This window comes from Niallia oryzisoli, assembly GCF_036670025.1.
Taxonomy (GTDB): domain Bacteria; phylum Bacillota; class Bacilli; order Bacillales; family Cytobacillaceae; genus Bacillus_BD; species Bacillus_BD oryzisoli.
Genome location: NZ_CP137640.1, coordinates 4,515,060 through 4,530,951, shown reverse-complemented (window position 1 = coordinate 4,530,951; position 15,892 = coordinate 4,515,060). Strand labels below are relative to the sequence as shown.

General features: G+C 35.7%; 14 protein-coding genes. 12 read left to right on the top strand and 2 right to left on the bottom strand.

Annotation, left to right across the window (positions count from 1 at the left end):
- The first annotated feature begins 147 nt into the window (after positions 1-147).
- From sigI to R4Z09_RS22640, 4 genes are all read left to right on the top strand, one after another.
- A complete protein-coding gene (gene sigI, locus R4Z09_RS22655) occupies positions 148-891 on the top strand; it encodes an RNA polymerase sigma factor SigI (RefSeq protein ID WP_338448987.1) in 744 nt (247 codons plus the stop codon).
- Positions 888-2,012 carry an anti-sigma factor domain-containing protein gene (locus tag R4Z09_RS22650; RefSeq protein WP_338448986.1) on the top strand — a complete coding sequence of 375 codons (1,125 nt, stop codon included), beginning with the start codon at positions 888-890 and terminating at the stop codon, positions 2,010-2,012. Before sigI ends, R4Z09_RS22650 begins: the two co-directional genes overlap by 4 nt.
- Positions 2,013-2,274: 262 nt before the next feature.
- On the top strand, positions 2,275-3,639 hold the full coding sequence (locus tag R4Z09_RS22645) for an amino acid permease (RefSeq protein WP_338448985.1): 1,365 nt from the start codon (positions 2,275-2,277) through the stop codon (positions 3,637-3,639).
- Positions 3,640-3,818: 179 nt separating this feature from the next.
- Positions 3,819-4,592: a C40 family peptidase gene (locus R4Z09_RS22640; RefSeq protein ID WP_338448984.1), complete on the top strand. Its 774-nt coding sequence runs from the start codon at positions 3,819-3,821 to the stop codon at positions 4,590-4,592.
- Positions 4,593-4,872: 280 nt separating this feature from the next.
- Here the strand turns inward: R4Z09_RS22640 and R4Z09_RS22635 are convergent, their stop codons facing one another.
- Entirely contained in the window at positions 4,873-5,526 is a 654-nt protein-coding gene (locus tag R4Z09_RS22635) for a LytTR family DNA-binding domain-containing protein (RefSeq protein ID WP_338448983.1), read from the bottom strand.
- 240 nt (positions 5,527-5,766) lie between these two features.
- Here R4Z09_RS22635 and citZ point away from each other — a divergent pair, with 240 nt between their 5' ends.
- The 5 genes from citZ to R4Z09_RS22610 all read left to right on the top strand — a co-directional run bounded on the left by citZ (position 5,767) and on the right by R4Z09_RS22610 (position 10,919).
- Positions 5,767-6,906: a citrate synthase gene (citZ, locus tag R4Z09_RS22630; protein WP_338448982.1), complete on the top strand. Its 1,140-nt coding sequence runs from the start codon at positions 5,767-5,769 to the stop codon at positions 6,904-6,906.
- Positions 6,907-6,944: 38 nt separating this feature from the next.
- Entirely contained in the window at positions 6,945-7,556 is a 612-nt protein-coding gene (locus R4Z09_RS22625; protein WP_338448981.1) for an acetate uptake transporter, read from the top strand.
- A 35-nt stretch (positions 7,557-7,591) separates the two neighbouring features.
- The gene (locus R4Z09_RS22620; protein WP_338448980.1) at positions 7,592-7,744 is read left to right on the top strand and encodes a hypothetical protein; all 153 of its coding nucleotides are present in this window, start codon (positions 7,592-7,594) and stop codon (positions 7,742-7,744) included.
- Positions 7,745-7,983: 239 nt separating this feature from the next.
- Positions 7,984-8,646 carry an adenylate kinase gene (locus R4Z09_RS22615; protein ID WP_338448979.1) on the top strand — a complete coding sequence of 221 codons (663 nt, stop codon included), beginning with the start codon at positions 7,984-7,986 and terminating at the stop codon, positions 8,644-8,646.
- 842 nt (positions 8,647-9,488) lie between these two features.
- Positions 9,489-10,919, top strand: a complete 1,431-nt coding sequence (locus tag R4Z09_RS22610) for a PLP-dependent aminotransferase family protein (RefSeq protein ID WP_338448978.1) — start codon at positions 9,489-9,491, stop codon at positions 10,917-10,919.
- Positions 10,920-11,013: 94 nt separating this feature from the next.
- Here R4Z09_RS22610 and R4Z09_RS22605 read toward each other — a convergent pair whose 3' ends face one another.
- On the bottom strand, positions 11,014-11,880 hold the full coding sequence (locus R4Z09_RS22605; RefSeq protein WP_338448977.1) for a LysR family transcriptional regulator: 867 nt from the start codon (positions 11,878-11,880) through the stop codon (positions 11,014-11,016).
- A gap of 227 nt (positions 11,881-12,107) precedes the next feature.
- Between R4Z09_RS22605 and R4Z09_RS22600 the strand changes: the two genes are divergently transcribed.
- From R4Z09_RS22600 to R4Z09_RS22590, 3 genes are all read left to right on the top strand, one after another.
- Entirely contained in the window at positions 12,108-12,779 is a 672-nt protein-coding gene (locus tag R4Z09_RS22600) for an L-2-amino-thiazoline-4-carboxylic acid hydrolase (protein ID WP_338448976.1), read from the top strand.
- Positions 12,772-14,007 (top strand): Zn-dependent hydrolase, encoded by a 1,236-nt coding sequence (locus R4Z09_RS22595; protein ID WP_338448975.1) that lies wholly within the window; start codon positions 12,772-12,774, stop codon positions 14,005-14,007. Before R4Z09_RS22600 ends, R4Z09_RS22595 begins: the two co-directional genes overlap by 8 nt.
- 151 nt (positions 14,008-14,158) lie before the next feature.
- The gene (locus R4Z09_RS22590) at positions 14,159-15,622 is read left to right on the top strand and encodes a sodium/proline symporter (RefSeq protein WP_338448974.1); all 1,464 of its coding nucleotides are present in this window, start codon (positions 14,159-14,161) and stop codon (positions 15,620-15,622) included.
- The last annotated feature ends 270 nt before the right edge of the window (positions 15,623-15,892 follow it).

The window sequence follows — 15,892 nt, the reverse complement described above, 5'->3', positions numbered from 1 at the left end:
AAAAGTACCTCATTATTTCGAATGTTTTAGTGAAGAAGAGACAGATAGAAATATAATATTTGAGGAGGAAATGATAAATAGCAAGAAGCGAATTAGCTATGGCAGGGAAATTATATGCTATAATGGTTTCTGATTTGAGGTGAGGCTATGCTAGGTTTATTGTTAATGTCAAGAAAAAGAAAACATACCCTTGAAGAAAAAATCCATCTTATTCAACAGGGTGATTTGACATTACTTAATGAACTGATTGAGACCTATAAACCATTTATTGCAAAAACAGTCTCTTCTATATGTAAAAGATATATTCATGATTCTGACGATGAATTTAGCATTGGTCTTATTGCATTTCATGAAGCGATTGAGAAGTATTCATTTGAAAAAGGGAACTCATTAATCAGCTTTTCAGAAGTAATTATCAAGCGTAGAGTAATCGATTATATTCGAAAGCAAGCTAAATATAAAGAACTCAATTATAATTTAGGCAGTTATCAGGATGAAGATTCCGAATCCTCAGCCATCGATGCTGAGCTTTCTATTAAAGAATATAACAGTAAAATAGATGAGCAATTAAGAAAAGAAGAAATTCTTCAATTCACTGGACTACTACAGCAATTCAATCTTACATTCCAAGATTTGCTCGAGCAATCTCCTAAACATGCTGATGCAAGAAAAAGTGCGATACTGGCCGCAAAAATAGTTGCTGATAATGAAGAACTTTCTAATAGTTTGTTACACAAAAAGCAGCTCCCTATCAAACAGCTGGAAAAACTGGTGTCCGTCAGCAGAAAAACAATTGAGCGAAATCGGAAATATATTATCGCTATTTCACTTATATTGATCTATGATTTTGTCTATCTAAAAGATTATATCAAAGGGGTTGTGGAAACGTGAAAAAAGGAATCATATTGGAAATAAATGATCGTTTTGTAACCCTTTTAACCCCGGAAGGTGAATTTTTACGGGCCCGAAAGCTTAACAATGACTATCAAATTGGTCAAGAGATTGACTTTTTTCCAGATAAGAAAGAAATGGAAAATAAATCTTTTTCAATTTTTCATACTTTCAAAGGAAAAGCACTTGCAGCGTCATTTGCAAGCCTGCTGTTACTAGTTTCTCTTATTCCTCTATATCAAGGTAACCAAGTATATGCTTATATGTCTATTGATATAAATCCTAGTATCGAATTAGGGTTTAATAAGGATTATCAAGTCATTTCAATCACTCCTTATAATGAAGATGGAGAGAAGATTGTAAACCAACTAAAAGGGTGGAAAAAGAAGGGGATCGATGAGGTAACAAACGATATCATCGATGAAATAAAAAGACAGGGTTATTTGAAAGATAACCATGAGATTGTTGTCGGAACAGTTTATGAAACGGAAACGATAGATGTCGATAACCCAAACTGGAAAGAAAAATGGACCGATGTGCAAGAAGTTATTCAAGGGAAACATCTTGAACTTACAGTTGTGAAAGGTACGGAAGAAGATAGAGAGATAGCTCAAAAACAGGGTGTAACGATCGGGGAATACAAAGAGGAATCCAAGAGTTTGAATAAGAATCATTCAAAGAAACAAAAGGATCAAAAAGAAAAGCCGGTAAAAGAAGAACTGCCGCAACAAGAACAACAGACGGATGCATCTTCTCCAAAAGTGGAAGAGCATAAGCCAGCAGTAGAGCCTTCAAAACAGAGTGATCCACCGGTGAACACACCACAGGATGGGAAAGCTAAACCTGCAATAGAAAGCACACCACATGTGGCGCCAGGGCAAATAAAGAAGGAAAATAATTTTGACCAATATACGGGTGAAGTGAAAGGACCGGAACTGGACAAGGCTCATCCTTCAGAGAAAGAAAAGAAACCCGAACAAGCTGAAACAAAAGCGGACAATGAAAAACAAAAGAATAATGAGAATAACGGTAATCATAACGGAAATAACGGAAGTAATGGAAACTTTGGAAATCAGGGTAAGCAAGGGGATTCCTCAGATAAAAATAACGAGAAAAATTAATATATTCAACGCTAATTCAAATCTAGAATTAGCGTTTTTTATGTTACCAAATAGCAGCCAAGTGAAGCAGAATAAATAATTTAGTAATCTCTTAAATTAACAAAATTATTAAATTGACACTTCTTCATAATATGATATATTAGTATAGTAAAATGCTTTAGTACTCAAAAGCTCAAAAGCTAAAAAGCGTTTAATTAAAAAAGAATTTTACTATCCAGAGAATAACAAATGGCAACTATATAATAAGTAAGGTGTGAACAGCATGAGTGAAAATCAGCAACATTTACAAAGGGGCTTGCTGCCAAGGCATGTTCAGTTTATTGCGTTAGCAGGTATGATCGGTACTGGTATTTTTAAGGGAAGCTCCGATACATTGAATATGGCCGGTCCAAGCGTAGTCGTAGCTTATATGATCGGCGGTCTATTGCTGTTCATTGTGATGGCGGCGTTAGGAGAAATGGCAACTGTATACCCGAACCTTAATGTACAGAATCTGATCAACAAGGCCTTTGGATTTCAATCATCTTTTATCGTTGGATGGCTGTATTGGATTAACTGGGTTATCGTGACGGTTGTAGAATTAATTGCAGCGGGAAGCTTTTTGCAATTTTGGTTCCCCTCTATCCCATTATGGCTATTAAGCGTACTTTGTGCAGTCGTTATTGTGGGTATTAATTTATTTCAAGTAAAACATTATGGGGAATTGGAGTTCTGGTTTGCCGGTATTAAAATCATTACTTTAATTGCTTTTATTATCTTGGGAGCATTGATTCTATTAAATATTTTACCAAACACAACAAATGCTTCTTTTTCTAATTACACAGCACACGGTGGCTTCTTTCCAAATGGAATGGGAGGGATGCTGAGTGCATTTCTTGTCGTCATGTTTTCCTACGGCGGTGCTGAATTAATTGGTGTGGCTGTGACTGAGACGAAGGATAGTGAGAAAGTTATTCCGAAGATTATTAAGGGAACAGTAGCAAGGGTTATTCTATTCTATGTATTCCCGATTTTAATTATCTGTGGTATCATCCCTTGGAATGAAGTGAGTTCAGCAGACAGTCCATTTGTTCAAGTATTCAGCTTATCAGGTATTCCAGGTGCAGCACATGTGATGAATTTCGTCCTGTTAACGGCTGTTTTATCAGCAGCAAACTCAGGTATCTATGCAACATCTAGAACATTATATTCAATGGCACAGAATGGAGAAGCACCAAAGGCTTTTTCGTTCATATCCAAAAAGGGAATTCCGTTAAATGGAATTATTTTAACAACTTCTTTTATATTAGTAGGAGTATTTTTAGCTTATTTAACTCCAGATCAAGTTATTAGCTACCTGATGTCTATACCAGGCTTTACCGTAATATCTATTTGGATAAGTATTTGTTTAGCTCAATTAAAGCTTCGAAAACAATATGCAAAGCTCCCGGCTTTTCAAGTCAAATGGTTCCCGTATACAACAATATTTGCAGCAGTATCCTTAATTGTCATTTTTATTGCTTTTATCTTTAATGCACAAAACATAATTGGTACAATAGTTTGCCTTTCGGTTCTATTTGTATTAATCATTCTTTCCTTTGTAGTGAAAAAAGAAAAGAAAGAAAAACGTGCTACGTCTGTAGCATAACCTACAGGGTGTCAGGCACCACATATGGACAAAATCCTATTTTTGTTCATATGTGGTGCTTGACACCTTTTTGTCTATAAAACTACCAAAACTTTGGAGATTTTATTTTAGTTGATTACAAGTTACAATTTTTTTGTGAATAATTCACATGGTGATGCCGAAACCTGAGGAGATGATTTATGAAGAAACAAATATTTGTAGTAGCCGCTTCGGTTGGTATTTTATTTTCTGCTTATTCTACCCAAGCATCTGCACATGCAATCGAATATAAAGTTCAAGCCGGTGATACTCTTTGGAAAATTACTTCATCCAATAATATTACCGTCCAGGAATTAATGAGTTGGAATAATCTCACATCAAACACAATCCGTGTTGGTCAAGCGTTATCATTGATTGCTCCGCATACTCATAGTACTTATACAGTTAAATCTGGTGATACTTTATTTTCTATTGCCAAAGCAAACAGTCTTACGTCTACAGAGTTGAAGTCATTCAATAACTTAATGAACGACAATATTTATGTTGGACAAGTACTAAAATTAACAGCTGAAGGAACATCAGCTTCTGCCCCAGCCCCAATTGTAAAGGCTTTGAATGTTGATTCTTTAATCACAGAGGCAAAGAAATATATTGGTGTACCATATGTATGGGGTGGAACGACACCTTCTGGTTTTGATTGCTCTGGTTACTTAAACTTCGTTTTTAATAAGCAAGGTGTCTCTCTGTCTCGAACAGTGGATGCCATTTGGAACGCTGCAACGCCTGTTTCTGTTCCACAAAAGGGAGACCTCGTATTCTTTACAACATATAAAGCTGGACCATCACATGCTGGCATTTATATTGGGGACAACAAATTCATTCATGCAGGATCTTCTACAGGTGTAACCATATCAGACTTGAGTAATACTTATTGGAAAGAATATTATTTAGGAGCGAAAAGAGTAAAGCTTTAAAGAGAAACATTAGAGAAGCTCACATTGGGCTTCTCTATTTAAAATACGTAAAATCCATCTTTAAAACCTTTCAATTGTTCCACGATAATCCACCTCTTATCTATGTTTATGAAGAATTTCATCATATAGTTGGTAGTGTTACCGTACTTTCAGAATCCTAAGAAGGAAATTTTTTTGTTAAAGGATTATTTACCTATCTTTATTTTGGAGAAAAAAAAACCGCATACTCTATTAGGAAGAGCTACGGCTTTTAGTGGATTCATTTCATTATTACATTTCATCAAAACTCAAGAATTCTTCGAACAGTTGTTACGTATGTTTGACTAACGGTCAGCTCAGGACTGTCAGGGATTTTAAGCTTCATGATCAGATTAGAAGATACATCGCGAGACAGCTGTTGTATAAATGAAATATTCACAATATAGGATCGATGGATACGGATAAATGAGCTTGGCAGCCGTTGTTCGAGAACTCTTAATGTCTGAATGGTACTGTATTGGCCGTCCTTGGTATAAAACCAGGTTTTTTTTTGACTGCTTTCAATATAAGCAATTTGTTCTATAGGAATAGGATTCCAAATTTCGCCTTGTTTTCCAGTAATAAAAGAATAGGATGGCTGTTTATTGTTTAATGCATACAAGGGAGGAAGAATGACTGTTAGTGCACCAATAAAACCATTATCTTCTTCTATCGGATAGCCAATTCCATAGTATGGGATGCCGAATACCGATTCATTTACTAATGATTCGATCCTGCTTCTTTGTTGAAAAACACGTTCAGAAATACTGCCTGATGGAATAGCTTGTCCAGGACGGATGCGGATGTCATGGATACCGGACTGATAATCTAAATATTGATTCATATCTGCAAAGGCAATAGAGGCTTCTTTAGGAACCCAATCTTTAATGAATTTATAAATGTTTATATTATTCATTTTGCAGAATTTTCTCCCTTTTTGTAATATTGACTAAATTATAACGCGATCTGAGTTTCATATCCATATAATTCCTTTCATCATAAAATAAAACGTTTTATCCAAATTTTCAGACAGGTTTAAAAACGTGTTATATAATCAGAATCGAATCAAGTAAAGTTGGTATTGTATATCAGATGTTTTTCCTAAACCATTGTGTGACAGCAAATAAAGAAAAATGAATATGGAAGAGGGGATTATATGGTACAAACAAAGGGATTAGAGGGAGTCGTTGCAACCACATCTTCTGTGAGCTCCATAATTGATGATGTATTAACCTATCGGGGATACAATGTTGATGATCTTACAGATTCTGCACAATTTGAAGAAGTGATCTATCTGCTTTGGTTTAATAAACTTCCTACCTCTCAGCAGCTGGCTGAATTCAAAAGTGAATTAATTGAAAACGTTTACCTCCCAATTGAGCTGCTAAATATAATTGAAAAACTATCTAAAGAAAACACCCATCCAATGTCAATCTTAATGAATTGTGTTTCAGCACTTGCTATATATGATGAAGAGACAAATCAAATGTCTGAGGGAGCTAACTATCGTAAGTCGCTGCGCCTCCAAGGAAAATTAGCTTCAATTGTAGCGGCTTATTCGCGGATCCGCGAAGGAAAACAACCGCTTATACCAAAAGAGGATTTAAGTTTTGCTGGCAACATTTTATATATGTTGAATGGAGAAATTCCAGATAAAATCTCAGAAAAAGCTTTTAACAAAGCACTTATTCTCCATGCTGATCATGAATTAAATGCATCGACTTTTACGGCTCGTGTTTGCGTTGCGACGTTATCTGATATGTATTCCGGTATAACAGCAGCACTTGGAGCGTTAAAGGGTCCGCTTCATGGTGGTGCAAATGAAAGTGTAATGAAAATGCTGGCTGAAATTAATGATATTACACAAGTTGATTCATACTTACATAAAGCTTTTGAAAACAAAGAAAAAATCATGGGTTTTGGTCATCGGGTTTATAAAACAGGGGATCCACGTGCAAAGCATTTACGTGAAATGTCGAGACAATTAGCTAAAGTAACAGGTGAAGAGAAGTGGTATTACATGTCACTGGCTATCGAGAAAATCGTCACAAATGAAAAAGGCCTGCTTCCAAATGTTGACTTCTATTCAGCATCTGTTTACCACAGCTTAGGAATACAGCATGATTTGTTTACACCTATTTTTGCAATCAGCCGTGTATCTGGGTGGATTGCCCATATTCTGGAGCAGTACGAGAATAACCGTTTAATTCGTCCGCGGGCAGAATATGTAGGACTTAAAAATCAAACCTTTATACCTATTCAAGAACGTGATGAATCGATGGATGTCATTGCCTGATAAACAAGCAGGAAATTTATGGTGGGGAGTAGAAGATTATGAGTGAGAAAAAGGTTTCAATTGCAGATCCAGGTCCGTTAGGATTAGCAGCATTTGCTTTAACAACATTTGTTTTAAGCTGTAAAAATGCAGGTCTGCTTCCAGACTCTGTAGGTGATGTATTTTTAACATTAGGTTTATTCTACGGAGGATTGGCGCAGATGTTGGCAGGTATGTGGGAATTTAAGAAGGATAATACATTTGGTGCTACAGCGTTTACCTCCTACGGTGCTTTTTGGATTTCCTTATCTTCCTTGATATATCTGGAATTAACTGGGGTTTTACATTTTGGTGAGGATATAAATATTGCTCTCGGCACATTTTTGGTCGCCTGGACAATCTTTACTTTCTATATGTGGATTGGAACATTCCGCATCAGCCCTGCATTAAATCTTGTTTTTACTTTATTATTTATTACGTTTATCATATTGGATTTAACCGAATTTGGAATCATTTCTGGTCCGATGGCAGGATACTTTGGCTTAGCAACTGCCTTTGCTGCTTGGTATGCATCCGCTGCAGGTATCTTAAATCCATTATTTGAAAAAGACATTCTTCCAACTGGAACATTCAAAAAGAAACAAATTGAACGTTTTGGCAAAAGTGCTTAATCTTCTAAATTAAAAAATATCAGGGGAGGTACTTCATGTTTTATGTTCTGTTTTGTCAAGAAGAGGAAATCATTTGTGAAAATTTCGATCAAGTCATGGACCAAATAGCAGCTGGATGGAAATTATACGGTTACTCAGATAATAAACGCCTAGCAGAATCCTTACTACATGAATGTACCCACCACTGAGGAGGAAAGTTCTTTTGCTTCAAAAATCTTAGCATAGTTTCAATGATTAATTAATTATTAAATTGATACTGCCAAATTCACTCTACCAAGTCGAAAATGCTTTATCAATTTATTATGTTAAATAAATGGCCTTTGATATATGCGTGCAAAAAGTGATTCATTTTGAGTAAACATGTCCGTATATACCAAAGGCCATTTGACCACCAACTTATATAGATATACAGAGGGAGAGATAATTAGTGAATTTAATATTGATGGGACTTCCAGGTGCAGGAAAAGGCACCCAAGCAGAACAAATCATTAAAAAGTATGATATTCCACATATCTCTACGGGAGATATGTTCCGGACAGCAATAAAAGAAGGTACACCGCTTGGTAAAAAAGCAAAGGAGTATATGGATGCCGGTGAACTTGTACCGGATGAAGTAACGATTGGCATTGTCCGTGAACGTTTAAGCAAAGATGACTGCTTAAACGGCTTCCTATTAGATGGTTTCCCGAGAACTACTGCTCAAGCAGAAGCTCTTGAACAAATCTTGGCAGAACTCGGAAGAAGCATTGACCATGTATTAAATATCCTTGTTGACCCAGATGAGCTGATGGCCAGATTAACCGGCCGCCGAATTTGTCGTGATTGCGGCGCAACCTACCATATGATCTTTAACCCAACAAAGGTCGACGGGGAATGTGATAAGTGCAGCGGGGAACTATATCAGCGGGATGATGACAATGAACAAACAGTCGGAACACGTCTGAAGGTAAATATCGACCAGCAGCAGCCCCTTCTTGATTTTTATAGTGAAAAAGGAACTTTACGTAATATCAAAGGTAACCAGCATATTGATATGGTGTTTAAAGAAATTGAAAATGTAATCAGTTCTTCAATCTTCACAGTAAATTGATGAAATTGAGATATATAGCATAAATTAAGATTAATAAAAAAGGCAGAATTCAAAAGTTATTATTCTATTGGATTCTGTCTTTTTTGCTTGAAGCAAGAAAGTGGATGGTTAAATTAATTGTTTAGTGGATGGTTAACTAGATAAACATATAGTTTATAATAGAATTATTTAAATGGAAGTACAGTGTTACCACTTAATCTTACTTAAACTATGCAAATATAGAGGTGGAAAATGAAGGTTTTATATACTTTAGTAATTATAGTTTTAGTAATAGCTATTGTCTCAACACTATTAATTGCAGGAAAAGGCGACAATAATTATAGCAGCTCAACGAAAAGAAATTTCTCTAATTTAACTTTTATTTATGTAATTATCATTATTTTTGGTTTAGTTTCTCTAGGTGTATACATTAGGTTTTTCTCTTAAAACAAATTATGTGATATTTTTGCCTATTATTGTAATAATGATAATAGGTTATTTTTTATTTCTGTTTTTGTTCTTAATAGAAGGCTGTGTTAAAGCACAATGTTGATTTTGGGTAAGCAGGTTGATTGCAGTAGAGGGCACGTAGACTCCTCGAAAATTCTATCGGATTTTCTCGTGCGTGGGCGGATTCGGGGAAGTAACTCAATGTCCTGCAGGAGAAGCGAGACAGGCGAGACCCCGCAGACACGCAGTGTCGAGGAGGCTCGGCGGTCGCCCTAAGGTGTGCGAAGTGCCCGGAACAGAAATCAACAACCATGTCTAATAGAGCCTAATAGAAAGACAGAGCACAATTAGTAAATAAATAGAAAACTTATAATTAAGTACAGGTAACTAATTAAATATTAAGGACTGTTAATATGGATTGGAGACCAGATCGAAAAGCAAAAAAGGCAATTTATAAACAACTTGCTGAATATCTTGAAAATGGAATAGCGGATGGTACATTTCCCCCTGATAAACCATTACCATCTGAAAGGTACTTAGCTAAGGAGCTAAATATAAACAGAAGCACGGTCGTTGCTGCATATGATGAGTTAGAATCAAACGGGCTTATTCAAAGAAATAGAGGAAGCGGGACGACCATAAGCAAGGATATTTGGGGAATTACTAAGAAACGCATTCCTAGCTGGAATAGATATATTGAGGCGGGTTCCTTCTTACCTAATTTACCCGTTACTCAACGGATACGAAAAGAAGCCGTTGAACATCAATTGATCAATCTAGCAAGCGGAGAATTGTCAGAGGATCTTTTTCCAATGGAATACTTAAGAGAAATTACTTCGACTAGATCGTTTATTGGGAGTTTAGGCTATGACCATCCGCAAGGAAATGAAATATTGAGAAATACCATTGCCGAGCATGTTAGGCAATTTCGTAAAATTGAAACGTCACCATCTTCCATACTGATTACATCTGGAGCGCAACAAGCGTTACACTTAATCGTTCAGTGCTTGTTAAAGCCGGGAGATGCTGTTGTTTTAGAAGATCCGTCTTATAATTATAATCTTCCAATATTTAAATCAGCAGGAATCAAGACCTTTTTTCTATCAGTAGATAAGAACGGAATAGACCCCAAGGAATTACTGTCCTTACATAAGAAACATCGAATCAGAATGATATTTTTAAATCCGGCTTATCAAAATCCTACAGGTTCCTTACTTAACGAAAATCAGCGAAAGGTGATTCTTGACATATCATCTGAACATGGGATTCCTGTCGTGGAAGATGATCCATACAGCTTAACGTCTTTTACAGGGGAACAAGTTCCCACACTCAAATCGATGGATGTCCATGGGAATGTTTTGTATATCAGCTCTTTGTCAAAGATTGTTGCTTCTGGGTTAAGAATTGGTTGGATTATTGGACCAAAACCTGTTATTGAGAGGTTATCTGACGCCAAGCAACAAATAGACTTTGGTCATGCTAGTTTTACTCAATGGATAGCAAATGACTTTTTAGAATCGAAAAATTTTCATGCTCATATCAAAGGATTAGTGAAAGAATTAGAAAAACGCAGAGATCAAATTGTCACCAGCCTTCAGTTTTATTTGAAAGACCAGGTTGAATTTTCTGTTCCTCAGGGAGGAATCCATATATGGTGCAAGATAAAAAAGGATATTAATGAAATTCACTTACTGGAAGAATCAATCAAAAGAGGAGTTATTTATGTTCCTGGTTCAACATTGGGATCAAAAAAAGGCTTTGTTCGGTTTACTTTTGCAAGAGAAAATGAAGCATCAATTGATGAAGGAATGAAAAGATTTTCTGAAGCGCTTCATTTTCTCTAACATTTTTTGGGGGAATCATGATATTGATCATGATTCTTATTCTTTTTTTATGCCCAGCAAAAGTAAAAAAGCTTTTTTAGTAAAAATGCCTAGTTCACTTTAACCAATCCTGAATAAAGTTGATTAATTTTTTTGATCCGGGTGATATGTGTCGTAAGGAAGTGCCAGCAATGCCGATGGTGCGGTAATAATTTTCTTCCAAAGGTATGATTTGCAGACCATCAGGAATCCGGTACAGGATCATTTCCGGAAGGATACTAATTCCTAGTCCATTTTGTACCATAGCAATAATTGCTTGATCCTCAGAGATTTCATATTTAATGACTGGCTTAATATTATGTTTTTTAAAAATTTTTCGTACATCCTTATCAATACTGGATTTAGGCATAATAAAAGATTCATCATTCAGTTGATTTAAATAAATTATTTCTTGCTGAGTTAGGGGATGGTCATCAGGTAAAATACACAACAGTCGATCTTGTTTTAGGGGGATTACTTCGTATGCTTTTGATACCGGTAATGACATAAAACCAAAATCAACGGTTCCATCTGCGATCCAGCTATCAATTTCATCGTAATCTCCTTCAAAAAGCTTAATTTCTATGTCAGGGAAATATTGATTAAATTGCTTAATAATTTGGGGTAACCATTGGATCGATACACTCGGCAGTGTACCAATTCTCACGACCCCAACTTCCAGCCCATGTATTTTAGATACTTCCTGCATCATTCGTTCATTGCATTTTAATATTTCCCTCATGTAAAGCAGCACTTTTTCTCCGTTACTGGTTAATTGAATACCTGAACGACCTCTAGTGAGTAAAGTAAATCCAAAGTCTGACTCCAGACCTGAAATGGCATGACTGACAGCTGACTGCGTTAACCCAATCACTTCAGCTGCTTTTGATAAGCTTCCTGTTTCTACAACTGTTCTAAAAATATCATATCTGACAAGAGTCATTTACCATCACTCCAAGTATTAATTATTTTCATATATTACATTATAAATATTCATTTGATTTATACAAGGAATTAATTATAATTAGAATCAATTAAAATATAAGTAAGTTAATAGGTTTTATATGTATTGATATCGACAATAACTAATATAATTAAAAAAGAAAGAAAAGGAGAATGAGATCATTGAGTACAGTACTTCATAATATTGCACCATATTCTATGGAGGTCATGACAACAAAGCTTTTTACTGAAATAGAAAAAAAGGTAGTAGGGAAACATGGGGAAAAAGGGAAGGCTTTACTACAACAAGGTGTAGAAAATTTTGGTTATAAAGATGCAGAAGAAATTGCCACAAAAGCAGTTACAGAAGGTGATATTCACAAACTGTTTGATTATATTCCTAAGAATCATAAAGTCAAGAATAAATATGAGAAACTAACACCATTTGCCCTATTTGCAAAATTGTTTGCGCAAATTACTAAAGCTGTTGTAGATACGTATGGTGAAGAAGGAGAAAAAACGATTCAAGAAGGTATTTGGGAGTTCGGTGAAAAGAGGGGCTATGGCATTGCACAAAGAGCAAGAGTAAATGGACAGAACAATACTGTTGAAAATTACTTATCAAATTATGATATGGGTAGAAGTGAGTTATTTACCATTGAAGAAAATTATATTCCTGGTGAAGAGGTTGAGCAAACATTTACAGTATGTCCTTTAGGTGATCAATGGGCAGCAGATGATATGCATAAATATGGGCTTGTGTATTGTACCATCATTGATGATGCAATTGCACATGGCTATAACAATAAATTTAATGTTGTGCATGACCAATTACTTTTAAAACATGGACAATGCCATTTTCGTTTTCAATTAAAGGATGAAGATGCTAAAAATGATTAATATCCTAGAAATGATTAATATCCATCGATTGATAAGACATATAGAAGAATTATCCTCCATCGGGAAAAATGATGATGGTGGCGTTAATCGTTTTTCATATACAAAGGAAGAGCAATTGGCAAATGAATTAGTCAAACAATATATGGAAGAAGCTGGATTAACCGTTCATTTTGATGCAGTCGGAAATTTAATTGGAAGTCAAAAAGGTACGATTGATGCTCCTGCTATGTTACTAGGTTCTCATATTGATACTGTACCAAATGGTGGTAAATATGATGGCAGCTTAGGTGTTTTAACAGCAATTGAAGTCATTCATTCATTAAAAGAAAATAAGGTTCAATTAAAACATCCAGTAAAAGTTATTGCTTTTAAGGATGAGGAAGGAACTCGCTTTGGTTTTGGAATGATCGGTAGCCGAGCTGTGGCTGGGACATTGACGGAAGTAGATTTGACAAGAGTCGATCAACAAGGAGTTTCAATTGAACAAGCCATGAAGGAATTCGGATATAAAAAGGAACGACTTCAAAGTGCTAAAATAGATAACGTAAAAGCTTATGTAGAAGTTCATATAGAGCAGGGAAAGGTTCTTGAAAATCAGGATGCTGCCTTAGGAAATGTCACGGGGATTGCTGGACCTTTATGGCTGCAGTTCACTTTAACAGGGTTATCTGAGCATGCAGGTGCTACACCGATGAATCAACGACAAGATGCCTTGGTGGGTGCAAGTCTAATCATTGCTGAGGCTGAAAAAATAGCAAAAGAATATCCAACAGCTGTCGCTACGGTCGGCAAATTGTCAGTAAAACCAAATGGAGTAAATGTTATCCCTGGTGAAGTGGCATGGACGATGGATATTCGAGATATTCATGAAGATATCCGTGATGAACTTGAACAAAGGATTAGACAATTTGCTGAAACGACTGCGACTGAAAGACGACTTGGTCTTGAAATTTCGGTATTACAGAGGGTAGCACCTGTACGTTGTGATGAGAAAATTCAAGAAGTAATCAGAGACAGTATTCAGGAAATTGCTGAACCTGTTGTGTCTTTACCGAGCGGTGCAGGACATGATGGGATGCAGTTTAAAGATCGATTCCCAGTGGGAATGATTTTTGTCAGATCCAAGGATGGAATCAGTCATAATCCTAAGGAGTTTTCTTCAAAGCAAGATATTGGAAAAGCAGCAAACGTCTTATATAAAAGTATTTTAAAGTTAGATGCTAACTAATGTGTTTCAGAAAACAGGGCCTACTAGTGAAGACTTTTAAATTAAAAAAGTAGGCTCTGTAATTTTTCACTATTAATAGTTAACACACGATTAAATGTACTTTTATTCATACTATTTAGCTTTGTTTAATTGGATTAAAAGGAGAATAAAAATGAATTTTTCAGGTTCAACAATTGTTTTTGCTGAAATTATTGTATATATCTTATTAATGTTACTCGTTGGTATTTACTTTAGTAGAAAAAAATTAGACCACGCAGATTATTTTCTAGGTGGCAATAAGTTACCTGGTTGGGCACTAGCATTTTCCGAAAGAGCTACAGGCGAATCAGCTTATATGTTCTTAGGTGCAGTGGGCTTTATTTATGTGGCAGGTTTGTCAGGTGTTTGGATTTTATCCGGGATGTTTATAGGAATTCTCTTTTCATGGCTTGTATTAGCGAAAAGATTTATGAAAGAAACGAAAAAGTATAATGTGTATACCTTAACAGATTATATAGCGGTGAAATTTCCTAATCATAGTAATGTGATTCGTTGGTTATCATCGCTCATCATGGTTATCTTTTTTACATGTTATCTTGCAGCTCAATTTTCCGGAGTAGGTAAAACGCTATATTCATTTTCAGGACTTAATATTACTGTTGGAACAGTTATCATAGCACTAATCATTATTGCTTATTCATGTATGGGTGGATTTATGTCTGTTGTATGGACAGATACGATTCAAAGTTTCTTAATGTTGATCGCGTTTATTATTGTTCCAATCGCTGGATTTGCTGAAATTCAGCAAAATGATCTATCTGTATCGGCAGCATTAAGTTCAATGGGAAATGGTGCTGATAGTTGGTTAGGTGGATTAACTGGACTGGCACTTGGAGCGATGTTATTTACAAACCTATCTTGGTTCTTTGGTTGGTTAGGTGGACAGCCTCAACTAAGTTCGCGTTTTATGGCTTTAAGGGATGAGAAAGAACTTAGAACGGGTCAATGGGTTGCTATTATTTGGACGTTAATTGTTTATATAGGAGCCTTTTTATCTGCTATTTTTGCATCAACCATTTATAAACAAGGTACGATCGATGATGCTGAAATGATTTTGCCACATATGGTATTTGACTTACTGCCGCCTTGGGTAGCTGGAATTATCATTGCCGGAATACTTGCCGCGATTATGTCAACAGCTTCATCCCAGTTACTTGTTATCACAACATCTGTAAGTGAAGATGTTATTCACAAAGCCATGGGGAAAACAATTAAAAGTACTACTCTAGTAAAATTATCCCGTTTTGTCGTCATTATCAGCGGAATTGTAGGGATTATTGTTTCATTAGCATCTGGATCCATTATTTATAGTATGGTCAGCTTTGCTTGGGCAGGTGTTGGAAATACATTCTCTGCTATCATCTTATTGATCTTCTTTTGGAAAAAAACATCGGGGACAGGCGTTGTAGCAACCATCATTACAGGTTTCCTAAGTGCCATCCTATGGTCCATTTCACCATTAGAAGTTATCGTATCTGCCAAAGCTGCCACATTCTTTATCTGTCTCATCGTAGGTATTGTCGTAAGTCTTTTGTACCCTGAACAAAAGCCAAAAAGAGTTAAATTAGTTTCTTAAAACAGCGAATCCTTAAACTTGGTTTGGACTAATGTTTTCAAGAAACACAAGCTTTGAATATTTATTATTATTTAGAATCATGGTCAATCATGATTCTTTTTTTATGTATAACAGGAGACTCTAATAATAAATCGGGTACTTTTTATATAAAACTTGAAGTGGTGGGTGAAAATAGTAGCTTATTGGATGGTTCACTTTGTTTATTTTGTCTTATTATTTAAGGAAGGTTAAATAACATCATTAAATTCTATTTGTATCAATTTACTGAAA

Excerpts from the sequence above, each read along its gene's own strand:
- sigI (WP_338448987.1), top strand. The coding sequence starts at position 148 with ATGCTAGGTTTATTGTTAATGTCAAGAAAAAGAAAACATACCCTTGAA.
- R4Z09_RS22645 (WP_338448985.1), top strand. The coding sequence starts at position 2,275 with ATGAGTGAAAATCAGCAACATTTACAAAGGGGCTTGCTGCCAAGGCAT.
- R4Z09_RS22640 (WP_338448984.1), top strand. The coding sequence starts at position 3,819 with ATGAAGAAACAAATATTTGTAGTAGCCGCTTCGGTTGGTATTTTATTT.
- R4Z09_RS22635 (WP_338448983.1), bottom strand. The coding sequence starts at position 5,526 with ATGAATAATATAAACATTTATAAATTCATTAAAGATTGGGTTCCTAAA.
- citZ (WP_338448982.1), top strand. The coding sequence starts at position 5,767 with ATGGTACAAACAAAGGGATTAGAGGGAGTCGTTGCAACCACATCTTCT.
- R4Z09_RS22625 (WP_338448981.1), top strand. The coding sequence starts at position 6,945 with ATGAGTGAGAAAAAGGTTTCAATTGCAGATCCAGGTCCGTTAGGATTA.
- R4Z09_RS22620 (WP_338448980.1), top strand. The coding sequence starts at position 7,592 with ATGTTTTATGTTCTGTTTTGTCAAGAAGAGGAAATCATTTGTGAAAAT.
- R4Z09_RS22610 (WP_338448978.1), top strand. The coding sequence starts at position 9,489 with ATGGATTGGAGACCAGATCGAAAAGCAAAAAAGGCAATTTATAAACAA.
- R4Z09_RS22605 (WP_338448977.1), bottom strand. The coding sequence starts at position 11,880 with ATGACTCTTGTCAGATATGATATTTTTAGAACAGTTGTAGAAACAGGA.
- R4Z09_RS22600 (WP_338448976.1), top strand. The coding sequence starts at position 12,108 with ATGACAACAAAGCTTTTTACTGAAATAGAAAAAAAGGTAGTAGGGAAA.
- R4Z09_RS22595 (WP_338448975.1), top strand. The coding sequence starts at position 12,772 with ATGATTAATATCCTAGAAATGATTAATATCCATCGATTGATAAGACAT.
- R4Z09_RS22590 (WP_338448974.1), top strand. The coding sequence starts at position 14,159 with ATGAATTTTTCAGGTTCAACAATTGTTTTTGCTGAAATTATTGTATAT.